16 protein-coding genes are annotated in these 19748 nt (G+C 62.5%); 4 read left to right on the forward strand and 12 right to left on the reverse strand.

What is annotated here, in order from left to right; all coding sequences use genetic code 11:
* Positions 1–12 precede the first annotated feature (12 nt).
* The 3 genes from ftsB to O0881_RS09790 form a co-directional block, all read right to left on the reverse strand.
* Complete coding sequence (gene ftsB, locus O0881_RS09780) at positions 13–336, reverse strand: cell division protein FtsB (protein WP_035821182.1); 324 nt, start codon at positions 334–336, stop codon at positions 13–15.
* A gap of 62 nt (positions 337–398) precedes the next feature.
* A complete protein-coding gene (gene eno / locus O0881_RS09785) occupies positions 399–1682 on the reverse strand; it encodes a phosphopyruvate hydratase (protein WP_034750709.1) in 1284 nt (427 codons plus the stop codon).
* A 141-nt stretch (positions 1683–1823) separates the two neighbouring features.
* A complete protein-coding gene (locus O0881_RS09790; RefSeq protein ID WP_099666940.1) occupies positions 1824–3476 on the reverse strand; it encodes a CTP synthase in 1653 nt (550 codons plus the stop codon).
* Between the two features lie 247 nt (positions 3477–3723).
* Here O0881_RS09790 and O0881_RS09795 point away from each other — a divergent pair, with 247 nt between their 5' ends.
* Positions 3724–4131, forward strand: coding sequence for a PRC-barrel domain-containing protein (locus O0881_RS09795; protein WP_289911089.1), 408 nt, complete (start codon positions 3724–3726; stop codon positions 4129–4131).
* A 31-nt stretch (positions 4132–4162) separates the two neighbouring features.
* Here O0881_RS09795 and O0881_RS09800 read toward each other — a convergent pair whose 3' ends face one another.
* The 5 genes from O0881_RS09800 to O0881_RS09820 form a co-directional block, all read right to left on the reverse strand.
* A complete protein-coding gene (locus O0881_RS09800) occupies positions 4163–6421 on the reverse strand; it encodes a TonB-dependent receptor (RefSeq protein ID WP_289911091.1) in 2259 nt (752 codons plus the stop codon).
* Between the two features lie 38 nt (positions 6422–6459).
* A complete protein-coding gene (locus O0881_RS09805; RefSeq protein ID WP_289911093.1) occupies positions 6460–7239 on the reverse strand; it encodes an energy transducer TonB in 780 nt (259 codons plus the stop codon).
* The gene (gene exbD, locus O0881_RS09810) at positions 7236–7661 is read right to left on the reverse strand and encodes a TonB system transport protein ExbD (RefSeq protein WP_289911096.1); all 426 of its coding nucleotides are present in this window, start codon (positions 7659–7661) and stop codon (positions 7236–7238) included. The genes O0881_RS09805 and exbD overlap by 4 nt, the downstream gene beginning before the upstream one ends.
* Positions 7662–7664: 3 nt before the next feature.
* Complete coding sequence (gene exbB / locus O0881_RS09815; RefSeq protein ID WP_289911098.1) at positions 7665–8426, reverse strand: tonB-system energizer ExbB; 762 nt, start codon at positions 8424–8426, stop codon at positions 7665–7667.
* A gap of 142 nt (positions 8427–8568) precedes the next feature.
* On the reverse strand, positions 8569–9483 hold the full coding sequence (locus O0881_RS09820; protein ID WP_289911099.1) for a ChaN family lipoprotein: 915 nt from the start codon (positions 9481–9483) through the stop codon (positions 8569–8571).
* Positions 9484–9775: 292 nt separating this feature from the next.
* On the opposite strand from O0881_RS09820, the gene O0881_RS09825 reads away from it, so the two are divergent.
* Positions 9776–11092 carry an FAD-linked oxidase C-terminal domain-containing protein gene (locus O0881_RS09825; RefSeq protein ID WP_099668406.1) on the forward strand — a complete coding sequence of 439 codons (1317 nt, stop codon included), beginning with the start codon at positions 9776–9778 and terminating at the stop codon, positions 11090–11092.
* On the opposite strand, the gene O0881_RS09830 is transcribed toward O0881_RS09825, so the two are convergent.
* Positions 11093–11572, reverse strand: coding sequence for a GNAT family N-acetyltransferase (locus O0881_RS09830; RefSeq protein WP_289911101.1), 480 nt, complete (start codon positions 11570–11572; stop codon positions 11093–11095). It abuts the gene before it with no gap.
* A 39-nt stretch (positions 11573–11611) separates the two neighbouring features.
* Positions 11612–14752 (reverse strand): error-prone DNA polymerase, encoded by a 3141-nt coding sequence (locus O0881_RS09835; RefSeq protein WP_289911102.1) that lies wholly within the window; start codon positions 14750–14752, stop codon positions 11612–11614.
* Positions 14753–14849: 97 nt separating this feature from the next.
* Here O0881_RS09835 and O0881_RS09840 point away from each other — a divergent pair, with 97 nt between their 5' ends.
* Positions 14850–15644: a PhzF family phenazine biosynthesis protein gene (locus O0881_RS09840; RefSeq protein ID WP_289911104.1), complete on the forward strand. Its 795-nt coding sequence runs from the start codon at positions 14850–14852 to the stop codon at positions 15642–15644.
* A gap of 177 nt (positions 15645–15821) precedes the next feature.
* On the forward strand, positions 15822–18224 hold the full coding sequence (locus O0881_RS09845) for a TonB-dependent receptor (protein ID WP_289911105.1): 2403 nt from the start codon (positions 15822–15824) through the stop codon (positions 18222–18224).
* Between the two features lie 61 nt (positions 18225–18285).
* Here the strand turns inward: O0881_RS09845 and O0881_RS09850 are convergent, their stop codons facing one another.
* Both O0881_RS09850 and O0881_RS09855 read right to left on the reverse strand, forming a co-directional pair.
* Positions 18286–18681, reverse strand: coding sequence for a glyoxalase/bleomycin resistance/extradiol dioxygenase family protein (locus O0881_RS09850; protein WP_086136174.1), 396 nt, complete (start codon positions 18679–18681; stop codon positions 18286–18288).
* 411 nt (positions 18682–19092) lie between these two features.
* A complete protein-coding gene (locus O0881_RS09855; RefSeq protein ID WP_289911106.1) occupies positions 19093–19626 on the reverse strand; it encodes a histidine phosphatase family protein in 534 nt (177 codons plus the stop codon).
* Positions 19627–19748: the final 122 nt, after the last annotated feature.

The raw sequence follows: 19748 nt of genomic DNA on the forward strand, positions 1-19748 counted from the left end.
GGCGGGGCAATACTAGTGTGGCGCCGCGGCGTCCACCGGCGTTTCCAGCAGTGGCGGGGTCTGGCCCTTGCGCACGATCTGCACGAAAATCTCATTCTGTTTGACCATGCCCAGCTCGTAGCGGGCACGCTCTTCGACGGCGCCCGTACCATCCTTCAGGTCGCGCACTTCGGATTCGAGCTTGGCGTTGCGCGCCTTCAATTCCATGTTCTTTTTATTGGCCACCGCCACTTGGGCTTCCATGTCGGCAACACGCAGCCAGCCGCCTTTACCCAGCCAGAGGGGAAATTGTATCAACAGCAGCAGGGCTGCCAGGGCGAGCGTAATGAGGCGCATGGGGCATTCAGTTAAAAAACCGGCCGGAACATCTCCGGCCGGCCAGTGGGTTTTACATCAGCTTACTTCAGATTATAGAACGCATCGCGGCCAGGGTAGCTGGCGATGTCGCCCAGGTCTTCCTCGATACGCAGCAGCTGGTTGTACTTGGCCATGCGGTCCGAACGCGACATCGAGCCCGTCTTGATCTGCAGGGCGTTCGTGGCAACGGCGATATCGGCGATGGTCGAGTCTTCCGTTTCGCCCGAGCGGTGCGAAATGACGGCCGTGTAGCCGGCGCGCTTGGCCATTTCGATGGCGGCGAAGGTTTCCGTCAAGGTGCCGATCTGGTTGATCTTGATCAAGATCGAGTTGGCGATGCCTTTCGAGATGCCTTCTTTCAGGATCTTGGTGTTGGTGACATACAGGTCGTCGCCGACCAGTTGCACTTTCTTGCCCAGTTCTGCCGTCAGGATCGCCCAGCCATCCCAGTCGCCTTCGTGCATCGCGTCTTCGATCGAGATGATCGGGTACTTGTCGCACCAGGTCGCCAGCAGGTTGGTGAACTCGGTAGCGGTCAGGCTCAGGCCTTCGCCTTCCATTTCGTACTTGCCGTTCTTGTAGAACTCGGACGCGGCGCAATCGAGGCCGATGGCGATCTGCGTGCCTGGCTCGTAGCCCGCTTCTTCGATGGCCTGGATGATCAGCTTGATGGCTTCTTCATGGTTGGCCAGCGATGGCGCGAAACCGCCTTCGTCGCCCACGTTGGTGTTCAGGCCCTTCTTGTGCAGGATCTTTTTCAGCGTGTGGAACACTTCCGCGCCGTAGCGGACGGCTTCCTTGAACGACGGGGCGCCCACGGGAATGATCATGAATTCCTGGATGTCCAGGTTGTTGTCGGCGTGTGCGCCGCCGTTGATGACGTTCATCATCGGCACTGGCATCTGCATGGCGCCCGAACCGCCGAAATAGCGGTACAGCGGCAAGCCGGCTTCTTCGGCGGCAGCCTTGGCGACAGCCATCGAGACGGCCAGGATGGCGTTGGCGCCCAGGCGCGATTTGTTTTCCGTGCCGTCCAGGTCGATCAGGGTACGGTCCAGGAAAGCCTGCTCATTGGCGTCCAGGCCCATGATGGCTTCGGAGATTTCGGTGTTGATGTTCTCGCATGCTTGCAGCACGCCCTTGCCGAAGTAGCGCTTGGCGTCGCCATCGCGCAATTCCACGGCTTCACGCGAACCGGTCGAGGCACCCGACGGTACGGCTGCACGGCCCATCACGCCCGATTCCAGCAACACATCGCATTCGACGGTCGGGTTACCGCGCGAGTCCAGGATTTCGCGGCCGATAATATCAACAATAGCACTCATGTCATTCTCCAAAGTTAAGCTTAACAGGGGGCTGCACACTGCGTTCTGATGCGCAATTGCACAAAGGGGGCAAAGAAACTCCCGGCGGGAACGATCTGGCCGGGAGCTGTCTTACGGGTAATACTGTCGCGATCGACCGCGTTATTCCGCAGCGGCGTTGGCTTCTTTGTGCGCCAGCGCTGCCTTGATGAACGACGTAAACAACGGATGGCCGGTGCGTGGCGTCGACTTGAACTCGGGATGGTATTGCACGCCCATATACCAAGGGTGGGAATTTTCACCCGTGCGCGGCAATTCCATGATTTCGCACAAATCTTCGCTCGGCGTGCGGGCCGACACGATCAGGCCAGCCGATTCGACACGGGCCAGGTAGTGATTATTGGCTTCGTAGCGATGACGGTGACGCTCGGTCACCACGCTGCCGTAGATCTCGGCGGCGAGGGTGCCCGGATTGACGGCGCAGGTCTGCGCGCCCAGGCGCATGGTACCGCCCAGGTCCGAGTTTTCATCGCGCAACTCGACTTTACCATCGTGGTTTTGCCACTCATTGATCAGTGCAACGACAGGTTGATCCGTATCAAGGTCGAACTCGGTCGAATTCGCGTTCGGCATGCCAGCCTTGTTGCGTGCGTATTCGATCAGGGCCACTTGCATGCCCAGGCAGATGCCCAGGTAAGGGATCTTGTTTTCACGGGCAAACTGGGCCGCCTTGATCTTGCCTTCCACGCCGCGCTTGCCGAAGCCGCCCGGTACCAGGATGGCATCGTACTTGGCCAGGTTGTCGCAACCGGTCGTTTCGATTTCTTCCGAATCGATGTACTCGATGTTGACGCGGCTTTCCGTGTGGATGCCGGCGTGGCGCAGCGCTTCGATCAGCGACTTGTACGACTCGGTCAGCTCGACATACTTGCCGACCATGCCGACGGTCACTTCCGCCTTCGGGTGCTCCATCGTGTAGATCAACTTGCTCCAGATCGACAGGTCGGCCGGTGCAGGATCGAGGTCCAGCGCGTCGCAGATAATCTTGTCGAGGCCCTGGTCGTGCAGCATTTGCGGCACTTTGTAGATGGTGTCGACGTCCCACACGGAAATGACGGCGTCTTCCTCGATGTTCGAGAACAGCGAGATTTTCGCGCGCTCGTCTTCCGGGATGGCGCGGTCGGCGCGGCACAGCAGCGCATTCGGCAAGATGCCGATTTCGCGCAGCTTTTGCACCGAGTGCTGGGTCGGCTTGGTTTTCAGTTCACCGGCCGAGGCGATGTACGGCACCAGGGTCAGGTGGACGAACGCCGTGTTCTTGCGGCCGGCGCGCAGGCTCAGCTGGCGTGCCGCTTCCAGGAATGGCAAGGATTCGATATCGCCGACGGTGCCGCCGATTTCGCACAGGGCCACGTCGTAGCCTTCGGCGCCACGGCGGATGTAATCCTGGATTTCATTGGTGATATGCGGAATCACCTGCACGGTCTTGCCCAGATATTCGCCCCGGCGTTCCTTGCGGATCACCGATTCATAGATCTGGCCAGTGGTGAAGTTATTCACCTTTTTCATGCGGGTGGAGATGAAGCGCTCGTAGTGACCGAGGTCGAGGTCGGTTTCGGCCCCGTCATCGGTGACGAATACTTCACCGTGTTGCATAGGGCTCATCGTGCCAGGATCGACGTTGATATACGGGTCGAGCTTGAGCATGGTGACTTTAAGGCCGCGCGATTCGAGGATCGCGGCGAGGGAGGCGGCGGCAATCCCTTTTCCAAGGGAAGACACAACGCCACCAGTGACGAAGACAAATTTGGTCATTGCAGATGGTGCCGAACGGCACGTGCGGGAAATTGAAATTATACACTAAAGCCCGCCTGCGTCGCTCCCCGCGCACGGAAATTTGCGCCAAATACCGACTATCCCTCCCCCTCCTGCTGTCTACGCGCAACAAAATTATCCAATAACAATAATTGAAATATTTCCAATTCCATATGTTGTGTGGGCGAGCGAACAGACCCTGCCGCGCCCCGGCGGCAGACTGGGATTTTTCAACAGGAGGTCCATCATGAGCTACGAAGAACGCGACGCCTACGGCATGTATGTCAACCGCGGCCACAAAGGCCCCGGCCCTGAACTGATGGGCGCCGACACCCTGATCGGCGACCATGTGCACAATGCCAAGGATGAACACCTGGGCGAAATCAAGGAAATCATGCTCGACATGCGCAGCGGCAAAATCGCCTACGCCGTCATGTCGCACGGCGGCGTCTTCACCATCGGCGAAAAACTGTTCGCCGTGCCGTGGGAAGCGCTGCTGCTCGACACCATCAACAAGCGCTTCACCCTCAACGTCGACAAGGAACGCATCGAAAACGCCCCCGGCTTCGACACGGATAACTGGCCGAACATGGCGGACAGCGCTTGGGCGACGTCGATCCATAGCTATTATGGAACGACGCCGCGCGAGTATTAATTAAGCCAAGGCAGCGGGGCTTGGGCCTGCTTTAAAAGCGGTACTCCAGCCCTGCCACATACGTCCTGCCCCGCGCCGTGCTCAGCGGCGTATTCTCTTGCGACTGCGACGGCATCGAGTTCAGGCGGTTCAGCGCTTCCGAGAAATCCTTGTTCATGGCGTTTTGCACGGACAGGCGCAGGAACAGGTTCTTGCTGACCTGGTAGCTCGCATACAGGTCGATCACGGCCGGGATCTTCGGATTGTCGGCCTTGAGCACTTCCCCCGTCGCTTCATCGGCGTCATTGTCCGGCGACAGGCGGCGGTTCGAGCCCGTGTGCTTGAGGATGGCGCCCACTTCCAGCTTGTTGTCCAGCAGGCGCGTGCCCACGTCGAGGTTGTAGTACACGCTGGGCAGTTCGCTGATGTCGGCCGCGCCAAACCAGGCGCTGGCGATCGACGTGGGCTGGCGCGTCGTTTCGCGCGTGTACGACAGGCGCGCATACGCCGGCCCCAGGTGATATTGCGCTTCCAGTTCCCAGCCGCGCGAATACACGGGTGTGGCCGAGTTGATGTAGATATACATATTGGTCACGTATTCATCCACATTCTGCCAGTCCTTGGCGATCACTTCCGCGATATTGCACTTGCGCCCGCTGTCGCATACGAGGAAAGACTGGCTGGTGATATAGCCGTCGATCTTGCTCTTGAAATACAAGGCCTTGAAATTCAGCGCATCGTTCTTGCTCAGCAAGCCATGCAGGCTGGAATTGAAACCCAGCTGGTAGGTGCTGGCCCGCTCGCCCTTCAGGAAGGGGTTCATCGAGGCCCCGCCGTCATTCGAGAAAAACACTTCCTGCGGATTCGGCCCGCGCATGGTGCGCTCGGCGCTGGCAAACGGCTGGAACCACGGCGTCACCTGGGCGGAAACGAGCAGCGAGGGATTGATGCCATGCTCCTTCAACGCAATATTGCTTGCCCCTTGCGGGAAGCACTGCACGCGCAAGTCGCAGGCGGGCTTGTGGCCCGTCAAATCAAAGTGCGTGTAGTTGAGGCCCGCATTGACTTGAACAATGCCGCGGTTGTATTGCAGGCCCGCATACAGGCTGTTGATCTTTTGCACGCCCTCGGGGCCGAACGTATTGTTTTCGATCGATTGCTGGTTCGCATCCGGGTTGTCCGGATCGTCGACCAGGCTTTCCACGTGCTTGCTGTATTTATTGCGCATCAGCTTGCCGCCGATGGTCACCAGCGCATCGCCGCCAGCCAGCCTGAAGCTGCTGGTGTTGTTGATGTCGACCGCGTCGGCGCGGTTGGCCGCATTCGTGTTGATGAAATTGGTCAGCGCCTCGGGCATGTATTTCTGGTTGCCGCGGCTGCTGCTGGCCACCACATTGAGGTCGATCAACTCGGAAAATGGCGTGTAGTGATATTTTACGTAGTAGTCATCGCTGTGGATGTCGCGGCGCGTAAACGTGCTGCGGTAATCGCGCGCCGACAGTTCCAGCGCATGGAAGTCGCTCAATTTGAGGTCCAGCTTGAGCAATTGCGACTTGGGCTTTTGCTTGTAATAGCGGTTGTAGCCGAAACCGAATTCCTCGCTGTTGACGCCCTTCGCATTCTTGTAGTTGTTGCCGATCACGCTCCCACTGGTGGCGGCCATGAAGCCCACGCTGCCGCCATCGAAGGCGGGGTTTTTCATGGCCACGGCCAGCATGGCGCTGCGGCCCACGCCGTTATTACCGGTCCACATCTTCGTGCGCGCCCCCGTCTTTTCCCCGGCGAAGACGACGTCATCGACGCCGATGGTGCGGAAATTGGCGCTGCCGGCCAGCGCATTGACTCCGTCGCCGCCGACGACATTGCCACGCGACACATCCACGCCGATGATGAAATTCGGGTCGATCAGCGCGCCGAACTGGCTGCTGGGCACGCCGCCGTGCGACACGGACGACGGCGCGCTGCCATAGTAATTCTGGCTCACGCCATCGACCATCATGTTGACGCGCCCCAGGCCCGACAAGCCGCGGATGTTGACGCTGACGGCGCCCTGCGCCGGATCGATCTGGGTAAACGTGCCCGGCATGCTGCGCACGATCTGGTCCACGGGCTGCAAGCGCGTATCGGCCCCGCGCGCGCTGACGGCGCCCGGTTTTTCCAGCGCCTGCCGTTCCGCAGGCACCGTTTCACCCGATACATTCAGCGGCGAAAATTCCACCTTGCCACTGTCTTGCGCCTGTTGCGCCCACGCCTGCTGCGCGAGCAAGGCCATGCAGATGCCCACGGCCTGCGTCATTGTCTTGATATGCATACACCCTCGATTTGTTATGTTATTGAAAAATTTAAAATTCAGCTGGCGTCGAGCTTGAACGACACGGGCAAGGTCACCGTCACCGTGCCCTGGCGCAATACGTTGTCGGGCGGCGCCGGCAGCGGCTGCGCGCGCTGCAGCACTTGCAAGGCTTCACGGTCGAGCAGCACCGTGCCCGACGACGTGACCAGTTCGCTGGCCAGCAATTTGCCGTCGCGGTCCACCTGGAAGCGCACCCAGGCGGCGCCAGCCCGCTTGCGCTGGCGCGCATCGCCCGGATAGCGCTTGAAGTGCGCCAGGTGGCCAAGCACCTGGCTTTGCCAGCTGGCCGGCGCCGCGCTGGTCGATGGCGTGTCGCTGTTGAACGGCGCCGCCTGCGGACCGCGCACGACGGTCGGCGCCGGCGTGGCGCTGCTGCTGGCCTGCGCAGGCACGGACGCTTCCTTCGCGGCATCCTTGCCCGGCTCCGCCGACGGATTCGCGGCCGCCTTTTCCTCTTTTTCCGCCGCGACGATCTCCGGCACGGCGGCGCGCGCCAGCACCGGCAGCGCCTCTTGCTTGATTGCACTCTTTGGCGGCCGGGCGGCGCTGGACGCGGCCGACTGGCGCGCGCCCACGGCGTGCGCCACCTGCGTCTCCGGCGACATCGCTTGCGCGGCAAAGACCACCATCACGCTGGCCGCCGGATTGACGGGCGCCACGGCGACGGGCTGCCAGCCGGCCCACAGCAGCAGCGCCAGCGCAGCGGCCACCACCAGCGCAGTAGCGATGCCCCAGCTCAATAGGGGGCGCGGCGCCGGCCCGGACTGCGGACTCACCCGCCCTCCCGGCCGACCAGGCCCACTTTCAGGTAGCCGGCCTGGCGCAGGGCGTCCATCACGCCCAGCATGTCTTCATACGCGGCTTGCTTGTCGGCCTGGAAAAACAGCGTGCGCTGGCGGTCGCCGCCCGTTTGCGCGTCGAGCAGGCTGCCCAGCTGCTCGCGCGCCACGGGAGACTCGCCCAGGTACAGGCTGCGGTCCGCCTTCAGCGACACGAACAACGGTTTCTCGGGACGGGGTTCAGGCTTGGCCGTGGCGGCCGGCAAGTCGATTTTCAAGTCGACCGTGGCCAACGGCGAGACGACCATGAAGATGATCAACAGCACCAGCATCACGTCTATGAAGGGTGTGACATTGATCTCGCTCAACTCCGGCATGTCGGCCGTGTCGTCGTCCTGGGAGGGAAACAGGGAAGCCATGGCTCAGGCCTGCTGGCGCGTGTCGAGGTCGCGGCTCAGCATCAGCAGCACTTGCGCGGAAGCGGCGCGCAGCTGCGCCTTGTACTGGTTGATGCCACGGCTCAAGACGTTATAGATGACGACGGCGGGGATCGCCGCCACCAGGCCCAGGGCGGTGGCCAGCAAGGCTTCCGCGATGCCCGGCGCCACGGTGGCCAGGTTCGTGCTCTGGCTGACGGCGATGCCGATAAAACTGTTCATGATGCCCCACACGGTGCCGAACAGGCCGACGAACGGCGCCACGGCGCCTATGCTGGCCAGCAAGCCGATGCCTTGCGTCATGGCGCGCACCTGCTGCGCAATGAACTGTTCCTGGCGAAAGCCGGCCCGCTCCTTCAGTGCCGCCGCCGGCGCGCTGGCGTGCGACAGACTCAGTTCTTGCTGTACATCTGCGAGCAACTGTTGCGCCAGCGAAATGCTGCCTGCGCCCTCCACTTTGACGGCCGCGTCCGGCAAGGAGGTGGCCGTCTTCAGCATGGCGACGGCATGCGCCGCCTCGCGCCGGGCTTGCAGCAAACTGGCGCCCTTCACCAGCAAGACCACCCAGGTGGCCAGCGCGGCGACCAGCAAACCGATGAGCACGCTTTTGACGACCTGGTCGGCGGCGAAAAACATGCCCAGCGGCGACATGTCATGGGGTAAGGCGGACGCTTGCGCGGTGGCATGCAACAGGGAAAGAACGACACCGCAGCTGACGGCTTTGATACGGAACAAGGGGATACGCATGAGAACTTTGACAGGTAACAGGCATGGCTGCGCCAACGGCGCGCACGCGCATGCAAAAAAAATCGGACGAACTACCTGGCTGCTATGGGGGAGCTTGCTGGGGGAGAGTGCCGGGCAGAACGCCCGGCGGCGATACAAGAAATTACTTGGCGCTGGCGACGGCGGGCGTTACGGGCGTGAACCAGACGAAATCCGCCTGCGGCGCCAGCACCGTGGCGCCCTGCTGTGCCAGGACCAGCACCAGCGGCGCCGGGCCGCCCGTCAAGTCCTGCACGTGCAGCGGCACGCCCAAGTCCTTGTGCGCATGGTAGGCGCCGGCGATCAGCACGGCCGGCGCGGGCGCGGCCAGCAGGCGCTCGGCCATGCGGCGGTCGCGCTGCTGCTGCACCGACAGCATGGCGGCCAGGCGCGGCTCGTCGATCTGGTTGTCATGCATGACGCGGATGATGTCCTTCAATTTGTCATGCACCTTGCCGTCGTTGGCCAGGTTCGAGTGCTTGCCCTGCACGGCTGGCTTGTCGATAAACAATTGCTTGATTTCGCTGCGGTCCAGGTTGGCCGACCAGACGGGATACGGCGCGCGCATCACGGTCATTACCAGGTCGCCATATTGCGCCCACTTCCAGCTGGGCTGCCAGGCCAGCAGCTCGGCCACGTGCTCGGGGCGCACGACGGGGTCCGTCTGCAGCCACGGCTTGACCTTGTCCACCTTGGCTTGCTGGTCCGGGTTCAGCATTTCCAGCAGCACGCTGCCTTGCGGGCGCTGGCCCTGCAATTGCTGCAGCAGCCATTGCTCGATCTGGTGATGGCTGAGCTGGTCATGCTGCTCGCCCACGATGACCCGCGGCGCGGCGGCCAGCTGGGCCAGCAATTGTTCGGCAGTCACGCGCTGGCCGCTGCGCAAGTCGACGATTTCGCCCAGCTGGCGCACGTCTTGCGCGGCGGATGCCGCGGCGGCGCCGGTGGCAGCGTCAGTCGCTGGCGCCACGCTGCTGCAGGCGCTCAGCGCCAGCACACAGGCGGGCAGGACTGCGGAGAAGGACAGGGGGAATTTCATGGCATGGCCTTTCGGGGTCTGAGCTGCGGGTCAAACTGTTGCAAAATAGGTATAGGCGGGCATTCTAATAGAAATGATTCTCATTTACAACCAAAGCGCGGCGAACCATGCAGGTTTTTTTACAACTGGCAAAAAATCAACAGGCTGCGCCGGTGAAATCCCCGGGCGCGGAGTAGAATAAAAAAAACGGAGGACTTGCGTGAATCAAACTGACCAGTTGGCGGTACTGAAAAAACCGCTGCCCGTATCCCTTGCTGCCGTACTTTCCCTGATCTTTGCCGACCGTTTTTCCATGACGCAAGCCATGCGCGCACACCATGGCCGCGACGAGTCGAGCTATCCCCCCATGCTGCCGGACGCCGTCATTTTCGCCCATTCCACCGAGGAAGTGGCGGCCGCCGTCAAGCTGTGCAGCGCGCACGACGTGCCCGTCATCGCCTACGGCAGCGGCACTTCGCTGGAAGGCCACGTGCTGGCCCTGCATGGCGGCGTGACGATTGATCTGTCGCAAATGAACCAGATGGTAGCCGTGCATAGTGAAGACTTGACGGCCACCGTGCAGGCGGGCGTGACGCGCAAGCAGCTGAACGAAGAGCTCCGCGACACGGGCCTGTTCTTCCCCATCGACCCGGGCGCCAATGCCTCGCTGGGCGGCATGGCCGCCACGCGCGCCTCGGGCACGAACGCCGTGCGCTACGGCACCATGCGCGAAAACGTGCTGGCCCTGACGGTGGTGACGGCCGATGGCCGCATCATCAAGACGGGAACCAGGGCAAAGAAATCGTCGGCCGGCTACGACCTGACGCGCCTGTTCGTCGGCAGCGAAGGCACCCTGGGCATCATCACGGAAGTGACGGTGAAACTGTATCCGCTGCCGGAAGCGATCTCGGCGGCCGTGTGCTCGTTCCCCGGCACGGGCGAGGCCGTCAGCGCCGTGATCCAGACCATCCAGATGGGTATTCCCGTGGCCAGGGTCGAGTTTCTCGATGAAAACGGCGTGAAAGCCATCAACGCCTACGACAAGATGGCCTTGCCGGAAAAACCCTTGCTGCTGTTTGAATTCCACGGCACGCCGGCCAGCGTGGCCGAGCAGGCGCAGCTGGTGCAAGCCATCACGGCGGAACACGGCGCCAGCGATTTCGAGTGGGCAAGCCGCCCCGAAGACCGCTCGCGCCTGTGGGCCGCGCGCCACAACGCATACTTCGCCCTGCTGCAGATGCGCCCCGGCAGCCGCGCCATTTCCACCGATTGCTGCGTACCCATTTCGCGCCTGGCCGAATGCATCCTCGCCACCCAGGCCGATTGCGAAGCGCAGGGCCTCGTCTACGCCATCATCGGCCACGTGGGCGACGGCAACTTCCACGTGCAGATGCTGGTCGACCCGGACGATCCAATCGACATCGCGCGCGCGGAAAAGGTCAACAGCGACATGGTCACGCGCGCCATCGGCATGGACGGCACGTGCACGGGAGAACATGGCGTGGGCATGCACAAGATGGCCTTTCTCGTGGAAGAACATGGCGAAGGCGCCATCGACACCATGCGCGCCCTGAAACACGCGCTGGACCCGAAGAACATCATGAATCCGGGCAAGATCGTGCGCTGGTAATCAGGCTATCCACTCCATGCGCATCGGCACGAAGGCGATGCCGCCCGTCTCCACCTTCGGCCCCGTGGCGACAAAACCCAGGCTTTCGTACAGGGGCAAGGCATAGGCCGAGGAATTGACGGTAAACGCCGTGACATTCCCCCTGGCCAAGGATGCATCGCGGGCCGCCTGCCACAGGCGGCGCGCCATGCCGCGCCGGTGCAACGCGCGCGGCACGAACATGTGAAACAGGTGCGTGTTGTCGCGCATGGCCACCACGCCGGCCAGCTCGCCATCGATGTGCGCCAGCTGGTAATGATAGTTGGATAGCGACAGGTAACTTTCGATGGCCGGCTGGCGGCAATGTTCGATGAACTTTTCCGCCCCCGCGCCGTCCGGGTGCAGGGTCAAAAAGGGCATCAGGTCGTCGATCAGGGCGACGATGGCGGGCGCATCGGCGACCAGGGCGGGGCGCAGTGTCGGTTCGGGCAAAGTAGTCATATGACAATCATGCCACCGCCTGGCCGACATTGACAAGCATCAACAGAAATCGCGGCTGCTGGTCCTCAAACGCCCCAGCAGATGCGACATGTCGACCAGGCGCTTGGCCACCAGGTTGCGCACCAGCCCCTCGCGCTGCCACACGCCGTACACGCCCAGCAGCGGCGCGCTCAGCACTTCGCGGCGCTGGCTTTCCACCAGGTCGGGCCAGACGATGACGTTGACCGTGCCCGTCTCGTCTTCCAGGGTCATGAAGATGACGCCCTTGGCCGTGCCCGGACGCTGGCGCACGGTGACGATGCCGCAGGCGCGCGCCAGCTGACCATCCGTGTAGCTGGCCAGCGCGGATGCCGGCAGGAAACGCTGCTCCAGCAATTGCCTGCGCAGCAGCGCCAGCGGGTGGCGGCCCAGGGTCAGGCCTTGCGCGCGGTAGTCGCTGACGATGCTCTCGCCTTCCGTCGGCGCGGCCAGCACGGGCAAGTCTTCCTCTGGCGTGGTGACGCGCAGCAAATCCCTGTCGGGCACGGCGCCGGCCGCCTGCCACAGCGCCGCGCGCCGGTGCCCGGCCAGCGCGTGCAGCGCGTTGCCTGCCGCCAAGACCTGCAAGTCATGACGATCCAGGCCGCCACGCCGCGCCAGGTCGACCACATCGACAAAGGCGGCGATGGCGCGCGCATCCTCGATGCGCCGGGCCGCCTCGGCGCGCATGCCGAACAGGCTGTTCAAGCCCAGGCGCACGGCGGGCGCGGGGTCCTGCCCTGCTTCCAATGCCGCTTCCCAGCCGCTGACGGTCACGTCGACGGGCAGCACTGGCACGCCATGCCGGCGCGCATCCTGCACCAGTTGCGAGGGGCTGTAAAAACCCATGGGCTGGCTGTTGAGCAAGGCGCACAGGAAGGCGGCCGGTTCGTGGCATTTCAGCCAGGAACTGGCATACGTCAGCAGCGCGAAACTGGCCGCGTGCGACTCGGGAAAACCGTATTCGCCAAAGCCTTCGATCTGGCTGAAGATAGCCTCGGCAAACTCCTTGCCGTAACCATTCTCCACCATGGCATTGACGATGCGGTCATGGTAATTGTTCATGCCACCCTTGCGTTTCCAGGCCGCCATGGCGCGCCGCAACTGGTCCGCTTCGCCAGGCGTGAAACCGGCCGCGATGATGGCCACCTGCATCACTTGCTCCTGGAAAATGGGAATGCCCAGGGTGCGCCCCAGCGCTTTTTCCAGGCCCTTCGGATAATCGATTGGCTCCTTTTTCTGGCGCCGCTGCAGATACGGATGCACCATGCCGCCCTGGATGGGGCCGGGGCGCACGAGCGCCACCTCGATGACGAGGTCGTAGAATTCACGGGGACGCAAACGGGGCAGCATGCTCATCTGCGCACGCGACTCGATCTGGAACACGCCGATGGTGTCGGCCTGGCACATCATGTCGTAGGTGGCAGGATCTTCCGCCGGAATATCCTGCAGGCGGAGTGGCTCGCCGCGCCGCGCACTCACCAGTTCCAGGGCGCGGCGCAGGGCCGACAGCATGCCCAGCGCCAGCACGTCGACCTTCATCAAGCCCAGCTCTTCCAGGTCGTTCTTGTCCCACTCGATGACGCTGCGCTCGGCCATGGCCGCGTTTTCAATCGGTACCAGGCGCGACAGCTTTCCTTGCGCAATCACAAAGCCGCCCGGATGCTGCGACAAATGGCGGGGAAAGCCCAGCAATTGCTGCGCCAGGCCGGCCCACTGCTGCGACAATGCCGCTTCCGGGTCCAGCCCGCATTCGGCCAGGCGCTCCAGCAGATCGCGCTTGCCGTCGAACCAGCGGTGCGCCTTGGCCACTTTTTCCACGATGGCCAGGTCGATCCCCAGCGCCCGGCCGCTGTCGCGCAAGGCGCTCTTCGGCCGGTAACTGATCACCACGGCCGCCAGCGCGGCCCGCTCGCGGCCATATTTGCCGTAGATATATTGAATCACTTCTTCGCGCCGCTGGTGCTCGAAGTCGACATCGATATCGGGCGGCTCGTTGCGCTCGCGCGACATGAAACGCCCGACCAGCGAATTGCCGCGCGCCGGGTCCACTTCCGTGATCTGCAGGCAATAGCAGACGGCCGAATTGGCGGCCGACCCCCTGCCCTGGCACAGGATGTCTTGCGAGCGGGCAAAGCGCACGATGTCGTACACGGTCAAAAAGTAGGCTTCATACGACAGCTCCGCGATCAGTTCCAGCTCCTGTTCGAGCTGCTCCTGCACGTTGGCCGGTATGCCCAGCGGAAAACGGATGCGCGCGCCCGCATACGTTTCTGCGCGCAGATACGTCGCCGGCGTGTGGCCGTACGGCACCAGCTCGTCGGGATAGTCATAGCGCAAGCTGTCGAGAGAAAATTTGCACAGGTCCGCGATGCGCAGGGTTTCCGCCAGCGCCTGCGGCGGATACACATTGGCCAGGCGCAAGCGCGCGCGCAGATGCTGCTCCGCGTTTTGCGCCAGCGCATAGCCGCACTCGCCCACGGGCTTGCCCACGCGGATCGCGCACAGGGTGTCGAGCAGCGGCTTGCGCGAACGCACGTGCATGCACACATGGCCGACGGCCACCACGGACAAGCCCAGCGCCTGCGCGGCGTCCTGCACGGCGCTGCGGTGCGCGTCATCCTGCGCCCGCTGCAGCAGGTTCAAGCCTATCCAGCTGCGCTCGCCGCCAAAGGTGGATAGCATCCACGCACCCTGCGCGCGCAGCGTCGCGGCCTGGGCCGGATAGCCAGGCAGCAAGATCATCAAACAGCCGGGCAGCCCTTGCAAATGGGCAAACTGCGCCGGCGGCGTGGCGAAATCGTCGGGCGTCAGCAAATAGCGGCCCTTGGCCGCCCGCGTGCGCGCCATGGTGATCAATTCCGACAGGTTGCCGTAACCGTCGGCATCGCGCACCAGCGCCAGCAGGGACGGCCCCGGACTGCCGTCGGCCTGCGTCAAGTGAAAATGCGCGCCGATAATCAGGGGGAAACCGGCCCGCTTGGCCGTCGCATGGGCGCGCACGACACCCGCCAGCGAGCACTCGTCGGTAATCGCCAACGCCCGGTAAGCAAGCTGGACAGAGCGCGCCACCAGCTCTTCCGCATGCGAAGCCCCATGCAGGAAGCTGAAATTACTCAGGCAGTACAACTCAGCATACTCGGGTAAGACTGCGCTCCCCATGATCTACCTCAATACTGTATATAAACACAGTATATTATACTCATCTGAAAACGGCCATCTCAGTTATGCTGAGGTTTTACCTTGCACAGTGCCCGCCATGATCGTCCACTCATTAAAATGTTTCGGCGCCGCCCCCGGTGGCGGCAATGCGGCGCTGGTCGTGGAAAACGACTACGCCAGCGAAACGCAGCGCCAGGCCTTTGCCCGCGAACGCCAGGTCAGCGCCTGCGTCTTCCTCGACCGGCAAGCGGACGGCGCGGAGGGATGCCTCGTGCTCGACTATTTTTATCCGCACACGCGCAGTCCCCTGTGCCTGCACGCCACTTTGGCGGCCGCGCATGTGCTGCTGGCGGCGCCCGGCGCGCCGGCGGCGCTGACGGTGACGACCGCCATGCGCGGGCAAGCCTTGCAGCTGGTGCGCCGCGCGGAGGGATTGTTCATCGGCCTGGCGCCGCAGCCGGCGCCTGCCGTCCTGGTGGAAAAGTATGTGCCGTCCGAACTGATGGGCCAGCACATGCACTTGCTGTCGCCGCCCGTGGTCGCGTCCGTCGGCAGCCCGAAGCTGCTGCTGGAAGTGGCCGACCGCACCACCCTGCGCGCGCTGCGGCCGAACCTGGAATTGATCGCCGACTGGAGCGCCTTGCACAAGGTCAGCGGCTGCTATGCGTATTGCCGCACGGGCGAGCACGAATATGAGGGGCGCAACTTCAACCACCTCGATCCGGCGCTGGAAGACAGCGCCACGGGCGTGGCGGCGGGCGCGCTGGCAGCACACTTGCAGCAGTCGCTGCGCCTGCATCAGGGCCACGTGACGCAGCAACCGTGCCTGATCGAAGTGCAGTACGACGTGCAGACAATCTGGGTGGGCGGCATGGTGCAACGCAGCACCTGAATGGGGCATGCCGCACCAGCACAAGGCAAGCCAGGCAGTGGCCAAAAGATAATCAACCAGGAAACAACAGTTACAGCAAATTTGTAATAACAAAACAAAGTATCGCTGGTGAATGCTGAAAAGATGGCACTAGAATCAAGTCACGAATCTTGCTCATCAGCCACTTGGAGATACTGCGTGCCGACCCTCACCACCTTGCGTCAAGCCATCCTCATCAGCCTGTACGGCAGCGCCGCCCTGGCCGTTTTCAGTCCTGCCGCCATGGCCCAGAACACGGAAGCGGCCGCCACGGAAGGCCCCGTGCAAACGGTCAGCGTGGTCGGCTCGCGCCGGGTCGCCAGTTCCGCCACGGATACCATGGTGCCGGTCGATATCATTCCCATTTCCAAGGTGGCCGAGCAAGGCGGCCAGTTTGACCTGGCGCAATCGCTGCAATACATCTCGCCCTCGTTCAATTCCACGCGCCAGACGGGCGCCGACGGGGCCGACCTGATCGATTCAGCCGCCCTGCGCGGCCTCGGTTCCGACCAGACCCTCGTGCTGGTGAACGGCAAGCGGCGCCACACGACGGCCCTCGTCAACCTGTTCGGTGCGCGCAACCGCGGCAACACGGGCACGGACATGAATGCGATTCCCTTGTTGGCGATCAAGAACGTGCAAGTGCTGCGCGACGGCGCCGCCGCCCAGTACGGCTCGGACGCCATTGCCGGCGTGATCGACATCGAACTGAAGAAAAGCCTCGGCTGCGAAGCCGTGGCCGGCTACAGCCAGTATTCCGCAGGCGACGGCAAGAATTACATGACCTCCGCCTATTGCGGCATCGCGCTGGGCGACAAGGGTACCCTGGCCATCACGGGCGAATACCTGGACCGGGGCCGCTCGAACCGGGCCGATGCGGACAGCATGCGCATCATCGGCGACACCAAGTCCAAGAACAAGACCCTGTACGTGAATGGCGACTACGCCACCAGCCCCACGGGCAAGCTGTACTTCACGGCTGGCGCGCAGACGCGCGACGCGTCCAGCGCCGCATTCGGCCGGGGCGGCATCGGCAGCGACGACATTCCATCGCGCAATTCGGCCGCCATGTACCCGGATGGTTTCGTGCCTTTCATCAATGGCAAGATCGACGACCAGTACGCCACCATCGGCCACCGCAGCCAGATCGGCGAATGGCATGCTGATTTTTCGCAAACCTATGGCTACAACAAGATGCGCTACGACATCAGCAATACGCTGAATGCCTCCATCGCCAACCTCGACCTGATGAACGGCGGCAAGGGTGTCAGCCCCAGCCGTTTCGACGCGGGCGGCTTCTCGTTCCAGCAGCTGACCAGCAACGCCGACTTCAGCCGCTACTACGACACGGTGATGCGCGGCATGAACGTGGCCTTCGGCGCCGAGTACCGCAGCGAGGAATACAAGATCATGGCCGGCGAACCGGGCTCCTACAACGACGCCGACGGCGTGGGCGTGGGCGGCAATGCGGGCAGCCAGGGCTTTCCCGGCTTCCAGCCCGGCGACGCCACCAAGGCCAAGCGCCACAGCATCGCCGCGTATGGCGACGTGGAACTGGACTGGACGGAGCGCCTGAAAACCCAGGCGGCCCTGCGCTATGAGAAATTCAGCGATTTCGGCTCCACCGTGACGGGCAAGCTGGCCGCCAGCTATAAAGTGGCGCCCAACGTGCTGCTGCGCGGTTCGGCCAGCACGGGTTTCCGCGCGCCATCGTTACAGCAAGTGTATTTCTCGTCCACCTTCACCGACTTCATCGGCGGCGTGCCCACCGACGTGGTGCTGGCGCCGAATGGCGGCGCCGTCGCCAACGCGGCCGGCATTCCGAAGTTGAAAGAGGAAAAGTCGACCAGCTTTACCTTCGGCACCACCTGGACGCCAACGCAAGCCATTTCCGTGACGGCCGACTTGTACAACATCAAGATCAAGGACCGCATCGTGCTGTCGGGCCGCTTCAATGCCGACAACTACCCGGACCTGGCCGCGCGCCTGGCCCTCCTGGGCGTGGGCGAGGCGCAATTCTTCGTCAACTCCATCGACACGCGCACGCGCGGGCTGGACCTGACGGCGTCGCACAAGGGAGAATTGGCCGGCAACCGCCTGAACACCTTCCTGGCCTTGAATTTGAGCAAAACGGAAGTGACGAAGGTCAAGACGCCGGATTCGCTGAAAGGCTATGAAGACGTGCTGCTGTCCGAGCGCGAACGCCTGTTCATCGAACAGGGCGGTCCGCGCGCGAAAGCCACCCTGGGCTTCGACTACATCACGGGCAAGCTGGAATCGGACTTGCGCATCATTTATTTTGGCCCGCAAACCCTGGGCACCTTCAGCGGCACGGCCGAAGGCGTGCCGAATGCCCGTTACGCGGCCAAGACGTCCGCCGACCTGAGCTTCACCTACAGCATCAGCAAGAATACCAAGCTGACCTTTGGCGGCAACAACATCTTCAACGTCAAGCCCACCACGCAAAACGCGGACGAGACGGACAACGGCTTCAAATACGACAGCGTGCAGTTCGGCCTGAACGGCGCCTCCTACTTCGGGCGGCTGTGGGTGAAGTTCTGATCACTCTGCCCGCCTGAAGAAACAGCGGCTGCGCCAGCATGGGCAGCCGCTGTTTTTTTAGTTAGGCCGAACAGTTCAGCATCCACTGCACCCCGAACTGGTCCGTCAATTTACCGTAATAATCGCCCCATACCTGGATGGCGAGCGGTGTCGTCACCACGCCTTGATACGCCAGCTTGTCAAAAAGCTGTTTCGTTAACTGCCTGTCATGCATTTGCAAAATATGTGCGGACCCTCGCATGGGCTCTGCATCGTCATTATCAGAAGCAAAGAACAACACGCCTGGTCCTTCAAATCGGGCATGCATGATTTTCCCGCGCATGGCTTCATGATGGACCGGCATGCCATCCACGCCAAAGCGCAAGACATCGCTTATCTTGCCCAGCCCGCATTGCGTGTAGAACGCCAAGGCTTGTTCGCAAGTGGTAGTAAAGAAAAGATAATTGGATAATTGCATCAGCTCATCCTTGCATCAGGTTAGGCAAAGCGAAAGTGACGGAGCGGTCGCTGGCAGGAGATCCAGATGCGATCAACCGTCCAGCAGTGGCTGCAGGCAGCCCCCATGGAGGATAGCCAATTATCCATCCGAAAAACTCATGCATTGTCACGAAAACACCGGTGACCGCCGATGGACGCTGCCCCCACACACACGAATATCGCTTCAACGCCCCTGCTGCCCCAGTTTTCGCACAAAGTCACTTTTCCGGCCATCCCACAGGCATTTGCGGCATCGGCCTGCCTCGAACACGTGCTCGCACCGTGGCAAGCCATAGATGACCGAGGCGCATTCCGGGCACAGGCTGGCCATGCCTTCGGCGTCGTCACGGTATCGGCTGCCGCATTCGTCACAGGTTTTCACAGTTCACTTTCACAGCTCATACACTCCCATGCTCCAGTACCGGCTGCCTTGCCTGTTGCGGGCAAGCCAACCCAAGGCCTGCAACTCCTTGCCGATCAATCGATTCATGATGCCATGCCCGACCAGCAGCACGGGCCCCCTGGCGGCAAGCGCAACCAGCCGCTCGGCGGCGGCCCTGGCGCGCTGCCGGGTTATCTGCAACGAGTCCGATCCGCGCGCATAACCGAACAACCAGAGCAGGCGAAAAATCGCTGCCCAGGCTTCAGCCGGCAGCCAAGGGGCCTTCCAGAGCGCAAAGGGCAACCCTGCTTCAGAGAACATCGCCTCTTGCATGAATGGCAAGTCACCCAATGCCCTGGCCGATGAGCATGCCCTCGGTGCCGTGCTGGCCACGATGGTCGACGCGGAAAGCGCTGCCGCAGCGCACTGCGCAGGGATGCCCCCTTCTTTGATGATCGATTGATTGTAGAGATTAATCCACTGTCCCATTTGCAGCGGCGCTATCCAGCGCCCTTTGGCGAGTCGGGGCTCGCCGTGTCTCATTAATGTTATTCGCATGTCCAGTCAGATCGCCTCGCACATTTATCCGTCCGCTTCATGGGGGAGCTTGCCCCTTGCCTGCCCTGCCGGCCTGGTCCTGCGGCTCCCCGCCAGCACGGCCGCCG

This window comes from Janthinobacterium sp. SUN100 (assembly GCF_030397705.1).
GTDB classification, from domain to species: domain Bacteria; phylum Pseudomonadota; class Gammaproteobacteria; order Burkholderiales; family Burkholderiaceae_D; genus Janthinobacterium; species Janthinobacterium kumbetense.